Annotated in this window: 12 protein-coding genes; 6 read left to right on the top strand and 6 right to left on the bottom strand. The window is 66.1% G+C overall.

The window, feature by feature from the left end:
* Positions 1 to 101: 101 nt before the first annotated feature.
* From HU738_RS24260 to sfnR, 5 genes are all read left to right on the top strand, one after another.
* Positions 102 to 1,118, top strand: a complete 1,017-nt coding sequence (locus HU738_RS24260; protein ID WP_186604591.1) for an ABC transporter substrate-binding protein — start codon at positions 102 to 104, stop codon at positions 1,116 to 1,118.
* Positions 1,115 to 1,963: an ABC transporter permease gene (locus HU738_RS24255; RefSeq protein WP_186604589.1), complete on the top strand. Its 849-nt coding sequence runs from the start codon at positions 1,115 to 1,117 to the stop codon at positions 1,961 to 1,963. The genes HU738_RS24260 and HU738_RS24255 overlap by 4 nt, the downstream gene beginning before the upstream one ends.
* Before the next feature lie 286 nt (positions 1,964 to 2,249).
* Positions 2,250 to 2,810: an FMN reductase gene (gene msuE, locus HU738_RS24250; protein WP_054887001.1), complete on the top strand. Its 561-nt coding sequence runs from the start codon at positions 2,250 to 2,252 to the stop codon at positions 2,808 to 2,810.
* 9 nt (positions 2,811 to 2,819) lie between these two features.
* A complete protein-coding gene (locus HU738_RS24245; protein ID WP_186604587.1) occupies positions 2,820 to 4,004 on the top strand; it encodes an acyl-CoA dehydrogenase family protein in 1,185 nt (394 codons plus the stop codon).
* A 9-nt stretch (positions 4,005 to 4,013) separates the two neighbouring features.
* Positions 4,014 to 5,114: a sigma54-dependent transcriptional activator SfnR gene (gene sfnR / locus HU738_RS24240; RefSeq protein WP_176509921.1), complete on the top strand. Its 1,101-nt coding sequence runs from the start codon at positions 4,014 to 4,016 to the stop codon at positions 5,112 to 5,114.
* Positions 5,115 to 5,184: 70 nt separating this feature from the next.
* On the opposite strand, the gene HU738_RS24235 is transcribed toward sfnR, so the two are convergent.
* From HU738_RS24235 to HU738_RS24210, 6 genes are read right to left on the bottom strand one after another with little or no spacing between them, the layout of a single operon-like run.
* Positions 5,185 to 6,567 (bottom strand): MFS transporter, encoded by a 1,383-nt coding sequence (locus HU738_RS24235; RefSeq protein ID WP_186604585.1) that lies wholly within the window; start codon positions 6,565 to 6,567, stop codon positions 5,185 to 5,187.
* A complete protein-coding gene (locus HU738_RS24230) occupies positions 6,564 to 7,775 on the bottom strand; it encodes an acyl-CoA dehydrogenase family protein (RefSeq protein WP_186604583.1) in 1,212 nt (403 codons plus the stop codon). The genes HU738_RS24235 and HU738_RS24230 overlap by 4 nt, the downstream gene beginning before the upstream one ends.
* Before the next feature lie 11 nt (positions 7,776 to 7,786).
* Positions 7,787 to 9,499: a dipeptide ABC transporter ATP-binding protein gene (locus HU738_RS24225; RefSeq protein WP_186604580.1), complete on the bottom strand. Its 1,713-nt coding sequence runs from the start codon at positions 9,497 to 9,499 to the stop codon at positions 7,787 to 7,789.
* The gene (locus HU738_RS24220) at positions 9,496 to 10,359 is read right to left on the bottom strand and encodes an ABC transporter permease (protein ID WP_186604578.1); all 864 of its coding nucleotides are present in this window, start codon (positions 10,357 to 10,359) and stop codon (positions 9,496 to 9,498) included. Before HU738_RS24220 ends, HU738_RS24225 begins: the two co-directional genes overlap by 4 nt.
* Positions 10,356 to 11,342, bottom strand: a complete 987-nt coding sequence (locus HU738_RS24215; RefSeq protein ID WP_186604576.1) for an ABC transporter permease — start codon at positions 11,340 to 11,342, stop codon at positions 10,356 to 10,358. Before HU738_RS24215 ends, HU738_RS24220 begins: the two co-directional genes overlap by 4 nt.
* On the bottom strand, positions 11,339 to 12,973 hold the full coding sequence (locus HU738_RS24210; RefSeq protein WP_186604574.1) for an ABC transporter substrate-binding protein: 1,635 nt from the start codon (positions 12,971 to 12,973) through the stop codon (positions 11,339 to 11,341). The genes HU738_RS24215 and HU738_RS24210 overlap by 4 nt, the downstream gene beginning before the upstream one ends.
* 373 nt (positions 12,974 to 13,346) lie before the next feature.
* Here HU738_RS24210 and HU738_RS24205 point away from each other — a divergent pair, with 373 nt between their 5' ends.
* Positions 13,347 to 13,802, top strand: coding sequence for an REP-associated tyrosine transposase (locus HU738_RS24205; protein ID WP_186604572.1), 456 nt, complete (start codon positions 13,347 to 13,349; stop codon positions 13,800 to 13,802).
* The last annotated feature ends 149 nt before the right edge of the window (positions 13,803 to 13,951 follow it).

Here is a 13,951-nt window from a genome sequence, read left to right as displayed (position 1 = left end):
TTCCGCCCCCCTCGCTGCCATGACGAAAGCCTTCCTGGCCGGGCACACGGATCCGTCGTCTACACTTGCTCCACCCAAGGCACGGTAACGACGAGGCCCCGATGAAGAAATTTCCAACGCTGCTGGCGAGCCTGCTGCTCGCCATCGGCCTGGCCAGCACCGACAGTGCCGCATCGGCAGAGCAAGCCAAACCCATCCACTTCGGCGCCATCGGCTGGGAAAGCGGCGCCCTGACCACGGAACTCCTCCGTCACATCGTCGAACACGGTTACGGCTACCCTACCGACACCCTCCCCGGCAGCTCGGTGAGCATGGAAGTGGCACTGGCGCGCAACGACCTGCAGGTGATCGCCGAGGAATGGGCCGGGCGCAGCCCCGCCTGGGTCAAGGCCGAACAGGCCGGCCAGGTGTTCGCCCTGGGCGACACGGTGAAAAATGCGGAGGAAGGCTGGTGGGTACCGGCCTACGTGATCAAGGGTGACCCGGCCCGCAACCTCAAGCCCCTGGCCCCGGACCTGCGCAGCGTCGACGACCTCAAGCGCTACCCGCAGGTATTCCGCGACCCCGAGATGCCAGACAAGGGCCGTTTCCTCAACAGCCCCAGTGGCTGGACTTCCGAGACCGTCAACAGTCAAAAGCTCAAGGCCTATGGCCTGGATGGCCTGTACAACAACTTCCGCAGTGGCTCAGGCGCAGCGCTGGACGCCGAAATCAGCTCGGCCATCCGCCGCGGCCAGCCGGTGCTGTTCTATTACTGGAGCCCCACCGCGCTGATTGGGCGCTACGACCTGGTGCGCCTGCAGGAACCACCGTTCGACGCGAGCGCCTGGGCCACCCTGACCGATGCGAAGAACCCGAACCCGAAAGGCAGCCAGTCGTTGCCGGCGAAGCTGTCGATCGGCGTGTCCAAGGCATTTCGCGACGGCTACCCGGACCTGGTAGCGGCGTTCGAAAAGGTCGACCTGCCCATCGACGTCCTCAACAAGGCCCTGGCCGAGATGAACGAAAAGCGCCAGCCAGCAGCCGATGCCGCCAAGGCGTTCCTGCGCGCCAACCCGCAGGTGTGGAAGGCCTGGCTACCCGCTGAGGTGGCCACCAAGGTCGAGGCGAGCCTGTGAGTGCTGGCTTTCCCGAAGCCCTGCAACTGTCTTTCGCCGACACCATCAACCGCTGGGTCGACTGGCTGGTGCTGCACTATGGCGACCACCTGCGCAGTGTCTCCGACCAATTGCTGCAGCTGCTGGTCGGCCTGGAGAACCTGCTGCGCCTGATGCCCTGGTGGCTGCTGCTGTTGCTGGTCGGCCTGCTCGCCTGGCACGCCAGTCGCAGCCTGCTGCGCAGCGTAGTGCTGGTCGCACTGTTGGCGTTCATCGGCATGCTCGGGCTGTGGGACAAGCTGCTGCAGACCTTGGCATTGGTGCTGGTCAGTACCGGCCTGTGCGTACTGATTGGCGTGCCGCTGGGCATTTTGCTGGCCACCCGTCCATTGGCCCGGCGCCTGCTGTTGCCGGTGCTGGACGTGATGCAGACGCTACCGGCCTTCGTCTACTTGATCCCGGTGCTGATGCTGTTTGGCCTGGGCAAGGTGCCAGCGGTGTTCGCCACCCTGATCTATGCCTTGCCACCGCTGGTGCGGCTGACCGAGCTGGGCCTGAGCCAGATCGACCCTTCCCTGCTGCAGGCCGCCCACGGCCTCGGTGCCGGCCGCTGGCAGCGGCTGCGGCGCATTGCCCTGCCGCTGGCGTTGCCGAGCATCATGGCCGGGCTCAACCAGTCGGTGATGATGGCCTTGTCGATGGTAGTGGTGGCCTCGATGATCGGTGCCCGGGGGCTTGGCGAGGATGTGTTGGCCGGCATCCAGACGCTCAATGTCGGCCAAGGCGTCGAAGCCGGGTTGGCCATCGTCGCGCTGGCAATGGTCATCGACCGGATCAGCCAGGCGTATGGACGCAACGGCAAGTAATCGGCAACCCGCCTCTGCGCGGCTGCCTCATCCTTTAATTGCATAAGAATATGAATTCTTATTCTTTTTTAACCACGGTCAATTTCGCTATAACGGTCCCAACTGTACAGCCGCCAACACCCGGCCAACTGTCTGCAGCGCAACACCCGATCAACACACAACGCCCACAAAGCAACAGCGGTAACGTCTCAGTTTTCGCAACCCGTTGATCTATAAAGCATTAATAACCCGGCACGACGATTGCTCAAGCAAAGTCCCCCGCTCAACCAGAACCGGAGACCTGCCCATGAGCACCCCACTGAACGTCGTCGCCCTGTCTGGCGGTACCACCCGCCCCTCTCGTACCTTGGCCCTGACCGAGGCGATCCTCGCCGAACTCAGCCAGCACCTGCACATCAAGCCACACCTGATCGAACTGGGTGACATCGCCCGGCCGCTGGGTGCCGCCCTGTGGCGCAGCGAACTGCCCGACACCGTCGAGCAACAGCTGCGCCTGGTGGAAAAGGCCGACCTGCTGGTGGTTGCCGCGCCGGTCTACCGCGGCAGCTTCCCCGGCCACTTCAAGCACCTGTTCGACCTGATCGGCCAGGACGCCCTGGTCGACACGCCCGTGCTGCTTGCTGCCACCGGTGGCAGCGAACGTCACGCGTTGGTCCTCGACCACCAGCTGCGCCCGCTGTTCAGCTTCCTGCAGGCCCTGACCCTGCCGATCGGCGTGTATGCCAGCCAGGCCGAGCTCGCCGACTACAAGGTTTCCAGCGAGGCCCTTGGGGCGCGCATCCGCCTGGCCGCCGAGCGCGCCGTGCCGCTGTTCGGGGCCCATCACGCGCTGCGTGAAAGCGCCTGAGGAGCCGCCATGAATGCACCTTTGAATGCGGCCCGTCCAGCACTGGCGGTGGCGCGCGACCTGGCCTTGCAGTTCGCCCAGACCGCAGTGGAGCGCGACGAACGCGGTGGCACGCCCAAGGCCGAACGCGATGCCCTGCGCAGCAGCGGGTTACTGTCGCTGGTCATTCCCCAGTCCTTCGGCGGCCAGGGCGCGAGCTGGCATGACACCTTCGAGGTGGTGCGCGAGTTCGCCCGGGTCGACAGCTCGCTTGCCCATGTGTTCGGCTTTCACCACTTGATGCTGGCCACCGTGCGCCTGTTCTCGCGCCCGGAGCAGTGGCAACCCTGGTTCGAGCAGACCGCACGCAAGCACTGGTTCTGGGGCAACGCCCTCAATCCGCTGGACACCCGCACCGTGGTCAGGCACCTCGACGGCTGGTGCGAGTTCTCCGGCAAGAAGAGCTTCTGCTCCGGCGCCAGCGACTCGGAAATGCTGATCGCCTCGGCGGTGGACGAACGTGCCGGCGGCAAGCTGCTGATTGCCGCGATCCCCAGTGGGCGCACCGGCATCACCCTGCACAACGACTGGAACAACATCGGCCAGCGCCAGACCGACAGCGGCAGCGCCACCTTCGAACGGGTGCGCGTCGAACACGCCGAGCTGCTGCTCGACCCCGGGCCGTTGAGCACGCCGTTCGCCGCCCTGCGTCCACTGATCGCCCAGCTGCATTTTGCCAACCTGTTCCTCGGCATCGCCGAAGGCGCCTTCGACGAGGCGCGCCAGTACAGCCTCAAGGAGAGCCGGCCGTGGTTCCGCTCCACTGCAGCCAGCAGCGCCGAAGACCCGTACGTGCTGCATCACTACGGCGAGTTCTGGGTGGGCCTTGAGAGCGTGCGCCTGCTGATCGGCCGCGCCGCCCGCCAGCTCGATAGCGCCTGGGCCAAGGAGCAGGCGCTGAGCGCCGAGGAACGCGGCGACCTGGCACTGGCCATCGGCACTGCCAAGGTCGCGGCCACGCGCCACGGCCTGGACATCTGCAACCGCCTGTTCGAGGTGACCGGCGCGCGCGCCACCCACGCCTCGCTGCGTTTCGACCGCCACTGGCGCAATCTGAGGACGCAAACCCTGCACGACCCGGTGGACTACCGCATCCACGAGCTCGGCGAGTGGGCCCTCGTCGGCAAGCGCCCCGCCCCATCCTTCTATTCCTAAGGATCGCTCATGCAACTGCTGACCCTCCCCCCGTCACCGACACTGGCTACCTCGATCAGGGCGACCGCACAGGTCTTCGAAGACCCCAGGTCGCAGGCGCTGCTCGCCCACCTGCAACAGGTCGCCCCCAGCGAGGCCAGCGTCCTGATCATTGGCGAAACCGGCACGGGCAAGGAGCTGGTCGCACGTCATATCCACAACCTCAGCGGCCGGCGCAACGGCCCGTTCATCGCGGTGAACTGCGGCGCATTCTCCGAGTCGCTGGTCGAAGCCGAGCTGTTCGGCCATGAAAAAGGCGCCTTTACCGGTGCCCTGGCAGCCAAGGCCGGCTGGTTCGAAGAGGCCAACGGCGGCACGCTGTTCCTCGACGAGATCGGTGACCTGCCGTTGCCGATCCAGGTCAAGCTGCTGCGCGTGTTGCAGGAGCGTGAAGTGGTGCGCCTGGGCTCGCGCAAGAGCATCCCGATCAATGTGCGGGTGCTGGCGGCGACCAACGTGCAACTGGAGAAGGCGATCAACGCCGGGCATTTCCGCGAAGACCTGTACTACCGGCTGAACGTGGTGACCCTGCAATTGCACCCGCTGCGCGACCGCCCGGGGGACATTCTGCCACTGGCCCGGCACTTCATCCGCAGCTACAGCGAGCGGCTGGGTTACGGGCCGGTGGAGCTGAGCCCCAAAGCCCAGGCCAAGCTGGTCGAGTACAGCTGGCCAGGCAATATCCGCGAGCTGGAGAACGTCATCCACCACAGCCTGCTGACCTGCGGCGACGGCGTGGTACAGGCGCAGGACTTGCGGCTGTCCAACCTGCGCCTGGAGCGCCAGGAAGAAGAACCGGTCAACCCTGGCGTGGACGATCTGCTGCTGCAGGCGTTCAGCCGGTTGTATGAAGAACAGCCTGGCGATTTGTACGAGAAGGTCGAGAATGCCCTGCTGCGTTCGGCCTACCACTTCTGCCATTACAACCAGGTGCACACCGCCCAGTTGCTCGGGTTGTCGCGCAACGTCACGCGCACGCGGTTGATTGCCATTGGCGAACTGGTGGTGAACAAGCGTCGGGCACAGCAGCCGCAGGTGCTGGATAACCGGGTGGTGCGCTTGTCGATCTAAGGTCTGCATAGCCTGGACTGGCCGCTTCGCGGGTTTACCCGCCAAGAGGCCAGTGCAGGCAACACAACAATCAACTCGCCAATCGCCGGAACACCAACCCGGACGCCCCACACACTCCAGCACACAGCAGCATCACCGTAGCAATGTCGGCCACCGACGTTTCACTGCGCCCGTCCAGCCCGGCCAACAGCCCCAGCATCACCCCGGCCAGGCTCACCGACATGGCCATGGTCAGTTGCACCGACATCGCCGACAGCGAGCTGGCCGCCGCCGAGCGTTCCCCGGGCACATCCTGATAGCTGGCAGCCCCCAAGGTCGAGAACTGCAGTGAGCGCACCAGTCCCGCCGCGAACAACACCACCGCCATCAACCAGACCGCGGTGTCGCCATCGAAGCTGGCACACAGGGCAATTCCCGCAGCGCTGAGCGCGGCGTTGCAACTGAGCACCTGTCGATAGCCGTAGCGCCGCACCAACGGCACAGCCAGCAGCTTCATCAACAGCGCCCCCACCCCACCGCTGACCACCAGCCATCCGGCGGCAAGCGGGCTCATGCCCAGGCAGTTCTGCAACAGCAGCACGATCAGGAAGGGTTGCGCCGCCGAACCGAGGCGAAACAGCCCGCCACCGGCCTGGGCCACGCCAAAACTGCGCAGGCGCAACAGCGACAGATCGACCAGCGGGCTGGGGTGCCGCCGAGCGTGCAGCAGGTAACCGAAGGCACAGGCAACGCCACCGGCAACCAGCACCAGCGCCCAGGCCCATGGCAATTGCCCCAGCCCGAGCGACTCCAGGCCGAACACCAGCATGGCCAAGGCGCCACCACTGAGCAGCAGGCCGCGCCCATCCAGCGCAGGGACCGGCCGTGCCGGATAGTCCGGCACATGACGCAGGACCAGCCAGCAGCCGACCAGGCAGATCGGCAGGTTGACCAGGAAGATCCAGTGCCACGACAGCAGCGTCACCAGCAACCCGCCGAGCAGTGGCCCGATCAAGGGCCCAACCAAGGCCGGCAAGGCCAGCCAGGACATGGCTTGCAGCAACTGTTCGCGGCTAGACCAGCGCAGGATGATCACCTGCCCCACTGGGGTCATCAACGCCCCCGCCGCCCCCTGCAGCATGCGCCCCAGGCACAGCTGCCAGAGCGTCTCGGCCGGGGCGCAGGCCAGCGAGGCGGCGGTGAACAAGCCCATCGCCAGCAACATCACCTGGCGTGGGCGAAAGCGTTCGGCAGCCCAACCACTGACCGGCACGCACAGGGCCAGGGCGAGCATGTACAGCGAGACCACCAGGTTCATGCGCAGCCCGGGTTCACCGAAGTCGGCGGCCATCTGCGGCAAGGCAGTCATCACCGCCGTGCTGTCGAGCAGTTCCATGAACAGCGCAGCGCCAATGATCACCGGCACCTTGGGGCTTTGCAGATGGCCGGCCAGCAAGGCCGGCTGGGCGGTCAAAACAGCCCCGACACAGGTGGCCGGGTACCTTTGAGCTGCCAGGCACCGACCACCGCGGCCTTCCACTGGCGCGGGTTGTGGTTGGCCACGGTACGTGCGTTGCGCCAGTGCCGGTCAAGGTTGTGCTGGCGGCCGGTGGTGGAGGCCCCCCCGACATCGAACAGGGTTTGCGCCGCCTTGAGCGCCAGCTCGGCGACCAGGTACTGGGTTTGCGCCACCTCGATGGCGGCCTGCTCCACGGCCGCTTCGTCCAGCTGCGCGGCCCAGGCCCTGTCGATCGTCCCTGCGGCCTTGAGTACCAGCGCCTCGGCGCCATAGGCGCGGGCGGCAATATCGCCGACCGACAGTTCCACGTAGGGGTCATCCACCGAACGGCTGGCCGTGCTGTGCTTGATTGGCCGGGCATGCTCGCGGGCGAAGCGCGTGGCGTCATCCAGCGCGTTGCGGGCGATGCCGGCCAGCACGGTGCCGAGAAACAACTGCAGAAACGGCGTGACCACGGTGCGCTTGCCCTCCTCGACGGTGCGCGTGCGAATCTCGCTGGCCTCGACCCGCACATTGCGCAAGTGCGTGGTACCGCTGGCGGTCAGGCGCTGGCCCATGGCATCGAAATCATCGACCAGCTCCAGGCCCTCGCGGTCACGCGGCAGGATGAACGACACCGGTTGTTCGTCTTCATCCAGCGCCACCGCACTGACGTAGTCGGCGAACAATGCGCCGGTGCTGTAGAACTTGCTGCCGTTGGCGCGCCAGTGATCGCCCTCGCGGACCAGGCGTGCCGCAATGGAGCCATTGGCGCCGCCCAGTTCCCAGCCGGCATTGCCGATCACGGCGCCTTGCAGGTAACGGGCAAACCAGCGCTCGCGCTCCTGCTCGGCACCCTCGCCCTGGGCGGCCAGCAGGCCTTCGACAAAGGCAAAGCCCGGCCGCAGGGCCTGGGCGACGTTGGAGTCGACCGAGGCGATCTGCAGCAGCAGTTCGATGACATCGCTGACACTGCCACCGGGGCCGCCGTACCGGGTCGGGATCCGCACGGTGTAGAGCCCGGCTGCCGCGAGCTGGGCGATGGCTTCATGAGGCAGCTGGCGCTCGCGTTCGCGCTCTGCGGCGCCTGCGCCGATGCCGGGCAACAGGGCAAGGATGCGCGCCTTCAGCTGCGCAACATTGGTCGCCGGAGCCTGGGTTGGGAAACGTTGGAAAGTGGTCATGGTTCAGTCCTTTAGATGGCGATTTTCCAGAGTCGGGTTTCGTCGAACAGGTCGAAGGCCTCGTGTTCGAGGTCCAGTGGCGGCACCACCAGATCGGCGCCGCTACCGGGCAGGCGCGGCACTGCGCCGAGCAACCGTTGGGTGTACGCATGGGCCGGGCGCTCGAACAGCACTTCGACCGGCGCCTGCTCCACCACCTGGCCATGGCGCATCACCAACACGTCGTCACTGACATGGCGGATCACCCCCAGGTCGTGGGAAATGAACAGGTAGGCCAGGCCCAGCTCGTCCTGCAGATCCGCCAGCAGGTCGAGCACCTGGGCCTGCACTGAAACATCCAGCGCCGAAACCGGCTCGTCACAGAGGATCACCTTCGGTTCGCTGGCAATGGCTCTGGCAATCGCCACCCGCTGACGCTGGCCACCGGACAGCTGCAGTGGCCGGCGTCGGGCGAGGTCCGCCGGCAAACGCACCTGGTCGAGCAGCACGGCGATCCGCGCCGGCCGGGCCGCCGCTTCGATACCGGCCACCCGCAAGGCGTCATCGAGAATCTGCGCGACGCTCCAGCGCGGGTCGAACGAACCCAGCGGGTCCTGGTAAATCACGCTGATGTCGCGGCGCAATGGCCGGCGCAGCGCTTCGCTCACGCCATCGGCCGGGCGGTTCCACGGCTGGCCGCGATACAGCACCTCGCCCTGGTCGGGCTGCAACAGGCCAAGGGCGATGCGTGCCACGGTGGTCTTGCCCGAGCCGGACTCGCCAACGATGCCCAAGGTGCGCCCGGCGCGCAGGGTGAAGTCGACGCCCTGCACCACTTGGCGCAACAGGCCGTCCGGGCCGAGGTAGCGCTTGCCCAAGCCACGGCCTTCGAGCAGCACGTCGCGGTGCGCATGTGCCCGTGGCTCGCGGCGCACACCTGCACGCTCCGGCGACAACCGGCTCCCACGCGGATGCTCGGCCGGCACCGCCGCCAGCAAGGCTTGGGTGTAGGGATGCCGAGGCTGGCGCAACACCTGCTGCATCGGCCCCTGCTCCACCACTTCGCCATGGCGCAGCACCACCACCTCATCAGCTAGCTGCGCGACCACCGCCAGGTCGTGGCTGATGATCAGTAATGAGGCGCCACGCGCCTTGATCTGCTGGAACACCTCAAGGATCTGCGCCTGCACCGTGGCATCCAGCGCAGTGGTCGGCTCGTCGGCGATCACCAGCGCAGGGTCCAGGGCCAGGGCACTGGCAATCAGCGCACGCTGCCGGAGGCCACCGGACAGCTCTCCGGGGCGCTGCCGGGCGCGCAACTCGACGTCCGGCACGCCAACCCGCTCGAGCAGCTCATGCACACGCGCCGCACGCGATTGGCGGTCGCCATACTGGTGTGTCTGCAGCACCTCAAGGATTTCCTTGCCCACCGGGCGCAGTGGGTCGAGTGACACCAAGGCATCTTGCAGCACGAAGCCGATGTCCTTGCCACGTACCTCACGCCACTGGCGTTCGCTCAGGTCGAGCAGGCCATGCCCGGCAAAGCTCAGTTGCCGGGCGCTGACCTGGGCCTTGGCGCCAGCCAGGCCAACCAGGCTGCGGGCGCTGACGCTCTTGCCCGATCCCGACTCGCCCACCAGCGCCACGCACCGGCCCGGCGCCAAGGTAAAGGACAGGTCGCGCACCACACTGCGGCCCTCGAAAGCCACGTTCAGGCCTTCGACGATCAAGGTCTTGTCGCTCATGGCAGGCGGCCCTCCAGACGTTGTTGGATGTAGCGGCCAGTCACGGTCGTGGCCAAGGTGGTGAGGACGATGAACAGGCCGGGGAAGAAGGTCAGCCACCAGGCGTTGGCGATGAAGTCACGCCCCATGGACAACATGGTGCCCCACTCCGGCGCCGGAGGCCGGGCACCCAAGCCAAGGAAGCTCAGCGCCGAGGCCCAGACGATGGCCTGGCCGACGCCCATGGTCAGCGTCACCACCAGCGGCCGCATGGCGTTGGGCAGCAGTTGACGCAGCACGATGCGCGACGTCGGATGCCCCAACGCCCGCGCCGCCTCGATGTAGCCGGCATTGCGCACCGCCAGCACCTGGCCACGGACCATGCGCGCATATCCCGGCGCACCGCCCAGCCCGGTCGCGACAATCAGCGGGCCGACGCCGCTGCCGAACACCGCCACGAACAGCAGCGCCAGGACCAGGCTGGGGAAGGCGAACAGCACTTCCAGCATCCAGCCCACCGCACGGTCGACACGGGCACCGCCAAGGCCCCCGAGCAAACCGAGGGCAATGGCGATGGCCATGGAGATGGCCGTGGCCGCCACGCCAATCAACAGGCTTTGCCGCGCACCGTGAATGATCCGCGCAAAGATGTCGCGTCCCGACTGGTCGGTGCCCAGCCAGTGTGTCCAGCTGGGTGGCTGAAAAGCCTCACGCGGGACGATGGCCAGTGGGTCGATAGCGGTGAACAGCCCCGGCAGCAGCGCCGCCAGCACCAGTGCGAACAGGAACAGCAGCGCCAGGCTGGCACCCAACGGCGGCAGCTGCAGCTGGCGTTGCCGGCGCAATGGCGCAAGCGCACGGTCAAGGGTCAGGTCTGTCATGCTGCGGCCTCCTGTTGCCGTGGGTCGATCCACTGGTACAGCAGGTCGACCAGAATGTTCGCCAGTACATAGCCAGCCGCTACTACCAGGCTGACGCCAATCACCAAGGGCATGTCCTGGGCCTGCACCGCCTGGTACAGCTGACGGCCGATGCCTTTGCGCGAAAAGATCACCTCGCACACCACCGCACCGCTGATCAGCGCGCCGATGGCCCAGCCCGACAGCGAAACGCCTGGCAGCAAGGCATGGCGCAAGGCGTGACGGAAACGCACGGCCAGGTCGCTGAGGCCCCGTGTGCGGGCCGTGAGCACGAAGGGTTGCTCGAGGGTCAGTTCAAGGGATTCGCGGGTGACTTGGGCAATGAAACCGGCCAACGGAATCGCCAGCGAGAACGCCGGCAGCACCAGGCTGGCAAAGCTGTCGCTGCCTGCGGGCGGGAACCAGCGCAAGCCGAAGGCGAACACCGCCAACAGCACCACGCCGAGCCAGAAGTGCGGCAAGGCTGCGCTGAGGGTTTCGGCCAGCGAGGCGATGCCGCCCACCAGCCTGCCCCGCCCGGCAGTGACCACCGTCAGCAGCAGGACCAGCAGCCAGGCCAGCGCCAACGCCGCGATGGTCAATTCCAGTGTCGCCCCGCCCTGCTCGGCCAGCACGCGGGTGACCGGCAAGTGCTGCGAGTACGACACGCCGAGGTCGCCTTGCAACAATCGCCCCAGGTAAAGCAGGTACTGCACGGCCAGCGGTTGGTCGAGGCCGAACTCCACGCGGGCGGCCTCGATCGCTTCGGGCGTCGGGTTGGCGCTGGGGCCGCCGAGAATCGCCAGCACCGGGTCGCCCGGCATCAGGCGCAGGGCAAAGAACGTCAGGGTGGCCACCGCCCACAGCACCAGCGCACCGCCGCCCAGGCGGATGGCAGCGCGCCGGCCCAGGGCGGCCAGGCGCTCGCGGCGCGGGTCGGTCACTGCATGTGTCGTCGTAGTCATTTGCTCACCCATGCGTCATACAGGTAGGTCACTGCCAAGGAAGGCTCCAGGCGCACGCCGTGGGCGGTCTTGTAGATACCCAGGCGTGTGCTTTGCGGGTAGGTGGTGAGTTGCAGGTACTGCGCGGCGGCCTGTTGCTGCGCCTGCTGATAGCGCTGGCGGCGCAGCACGGGGTCCTGGGTGGCCAGGGCACTGTCGAGCAGGGCGTCATAGCCGGGGTCGGCGTAACCCGAGGAGTTCTGGTGATAGCCGCCGACCCCGGCCGGCTGCACGAACGCGGTGGTGAAGATGATGCGCAGCACATCGGGGGTGTTGGTGTTCCAGTAGCCGACGCGGATGTCGTAGTCCCAGGCCGCCTGGCGAGCCGTGACCTGGGCGTCGCTCATCTGGTCGAGCACCAGCTCCAGGCCAGCTTGTCGGGTGGTAGCCTGGACCTGTTCCCACAAGGTCAGTTCCGAAGGTGGCGTACGGGCGCCGATCAGCACCACGGCGCGCAGGCGCTGGCCGTTCTTCGTGCGGTAGCCCTCGCTGTCGCGTGCGGTCCAGCCGGCTTCATCGAGCAGCTTGGCGGCACGGGCCGGATCGTAGTCCTGGCTGTGTTCGAAGTCGCCGCTGTAGAACGGCGTGGCGATGCTCAGCGGGCCACCAGCGCGGGGGAACTCGCCGAAATACACGCTCTTGAGCGCACCCTCGACATCGGCGCTGCGCACGAAGGCCTCGCGCACGCGGATGTCGTCGAAGGGCGCACGGCGCAGGTTGAAGGTGCCATTGGTGGGGTTGCCCGGTCGCTGGGCAATGATCAAGTCCACGTCCGGGTTGCGCCGAGCCGCTTCGTGCGACTCTGGCGGCAGCGCCTCGATCACGTCGACCTCACCGGCCTGCAGGGATGCGAAGCGCACCGACGGTTCCTGGATGAACTTCCAGACAATGCGCTCCAGGTACGCCGGGCCTTGATGCTGCGCCGTCGGCGGTGCCCAGTTGTAGTCCGGGTTGCGCACCAGCTCCACCTGGTTCTGCCGGTCCCAGCGCACCACCTTGAACGGCCCGCTGCCAACCGGGCTTTCGCAGTTCTGGTCGCGGCTGCGCAGCAGCGCGGTGGGCGACTGGATGCCGAGGAAGCCCTGGGCCAGCACTTCGAGGAAGGCCGCGTAAGGCGTCGCCAGGGTGACCTCGGCGGTGTAGGCGTCGAGCACCTGGGTGCCGCGGTACTGGCGGATATAGCCACCGGCGGTGCTGGACTGGGTCTTGGGGTTGGCCATGTGGTCGAGGTTGGCCTTGACCGCTTCGGCATTGAAGGGGGTGCCGTCGGTGAAATGCACGTCGCGGCGCAGGTGGAAGGTGTAGCGCAGGCCATCCGGGGAGACTTCCCAGCTTGTCGCTAGCCAGGGGCCGATCTGGCCATTGCTGTCCATCGACACCAGTGAGTCGAGGTATTGCTGGGCGACAAACACCTGAGGCATGTCGCCGGCCACATGCGGGTCGAGGCAGGTGGGTTCGCGGTCGGTGGCGTAGACCAGGGTGCCGCCCGGTTGCGGCGTGGTGCTGTGCGCACTGTGCTGCTCGCCTTTTTCGCAGCCGAGCAAGACCAGTGCAGTGCAGAGCGGGATCAGGGGGAGAATGGGAATGTTCAAGGGCGCTCCTGCGGGGGACTGGGCTATGGGAGGCCTGTTGCAGGAGTTGTGCCGGGTTCAAGGGGTTGATTTTGTTGGGGTTTGGTGGGGGCTGGGTGCTGGGGTGAGGGCAAAATGTTTGGGGGGTGTTTGGGGGGCAACAGTGTTCGCCGGTAGAGGGATTGCGCCTGTGAGATCGAGCGCCGCCCGGCGCGGCGCATCGCGGATAAATCCGCTCCCACATTTGTTGCAACGTGCCGAACCTGTTACGCCAGGGCCGCCTGCCTTAACGCATGGCGTGAGTTCGGCGACACATCTGCAAACCTATTGTCCTGGCACCTATTGCTGGCAATTCTAGGCTGAGACGGGAATCGCATGTTCATGGAGGATCATCATGCACCCACCAAAAGGTTGCCTGCTACGGCGCGGCAGGTGCTCAGAACCCGGAAGGCTCTATGTGCTCACAACCGTAACCCAGGATCGCCACCCGCTGTTCCTGAATTTCCAGTACGCTCGCATCGTGATTCGCCACCTGCGCATGGCAGAGCAGGAGAACAACTGCCTTTCAATCGCCTGGGTCGTAATGCCTGACCATGTACATTGGCTGAACGAACTCAAAGAGATAACCCTGAGCACCCTGATGCGCCGCTTCAAAGCAAGGTCGAGCCACAGCTTGCGAAAGGCTGGAACCCCGACAGCCCCTGTCTGGCAAGCCGGCTATCACGACCGCGCGCTGCGCAGGGAGGAAGATGTGGTCAAGGCCGCAAGGTACATAGTTGCCAATCCAAGAAGAGCAGGACTGGTGAACAGAATCGGTGACTATCCGCATTGGGATGCAATCTGGATCTGAACTCAAGGGCCCGGGCGGCGCTCGATTTCTGCAACACCAAAAAACGCAAGACAGATACCCCAGAGCCATCGACCTCGAGGGTGTCAGAAATTTTGTGTTCGGGCATAACATGAGTAAGAGGTGCATGTATGCCAACCAAAAAGAAACCC

This window comes from Pseudomonas vlassakiae, assembly GCF_014269035.2.
GTDB classification, from domain to species: domain Bacteria; phylum Pseudomonadota; class Gammaproteobacteria; order Pseudomonadales; family Pseudomonadaceae; genus Aquipseudomonas; species Aquipseudomonas vlassakiae.
This window is presented reverse-complemented; position numbering and strand designations above follow the sequence as displayed.

Coding starts and splice junctions, on each gene's coding strand:
- HU738_RS24260 (WP_186604591.1), top strand. CDS start 102: ATGAAGAAATTTCCAACGCTGCTGGCGAGCCTGCTGCTCGCCATCGGC.
- msuE (WP_054887001.1), top strand. CDS start 2,250: ATGAGCACCCCACTGAACGTCGTCGCCCTGTCTGGCGGTACCACCCGC.
- HU738_RS24245 (WP_186604587.1), top strand. CDS start 2,820: ATGAATGCACCTTTGAATGCGGCCCGTCCAGCACTGGCGGTGGCGCGC.
- sfnR (WP_176509921.1), top strand. CDS start 4,014: ATGCAACTGCTGACCCTCCCCCCGTCACCGACACTGGCTACCTCGATC.
- HU738_RS24230 (WP_186604583.1), bottom strand. CDS start 7,775: ATGACCACTTTCCAACGTTTCCCAACCCAGGCTCCGGCGACCAATGTT.
- HU738_RS24225 (WP_186604580.1), bottom strand. CDS start 9,499: ATGAGCGACAAGACCTTGATCGTCGAAGGCCTGAACGTGGCTTTCGAG.
- HU738_RS24220 (WP_186604578.1), bottom strand. CDS start 10,359: ATGACAGACCTGACCCTTGACCGTGCGCTTGCGCCATTGCGCCGGCAA.
- HU738_RS24215 (WP_186604576.1), bottom strand. CDS start 11,342: ATGACTACGACGACACATGCAGTGACCGACCCGCGCCGCGAGCGCCTG.
- HU738_RS24205 (WP_186604572.1), top strand. CDS start 13,347: ATGCACCCACCAAAAGGTTGCCTGCTACGGCGCGGCAGGTGCTCAGAA.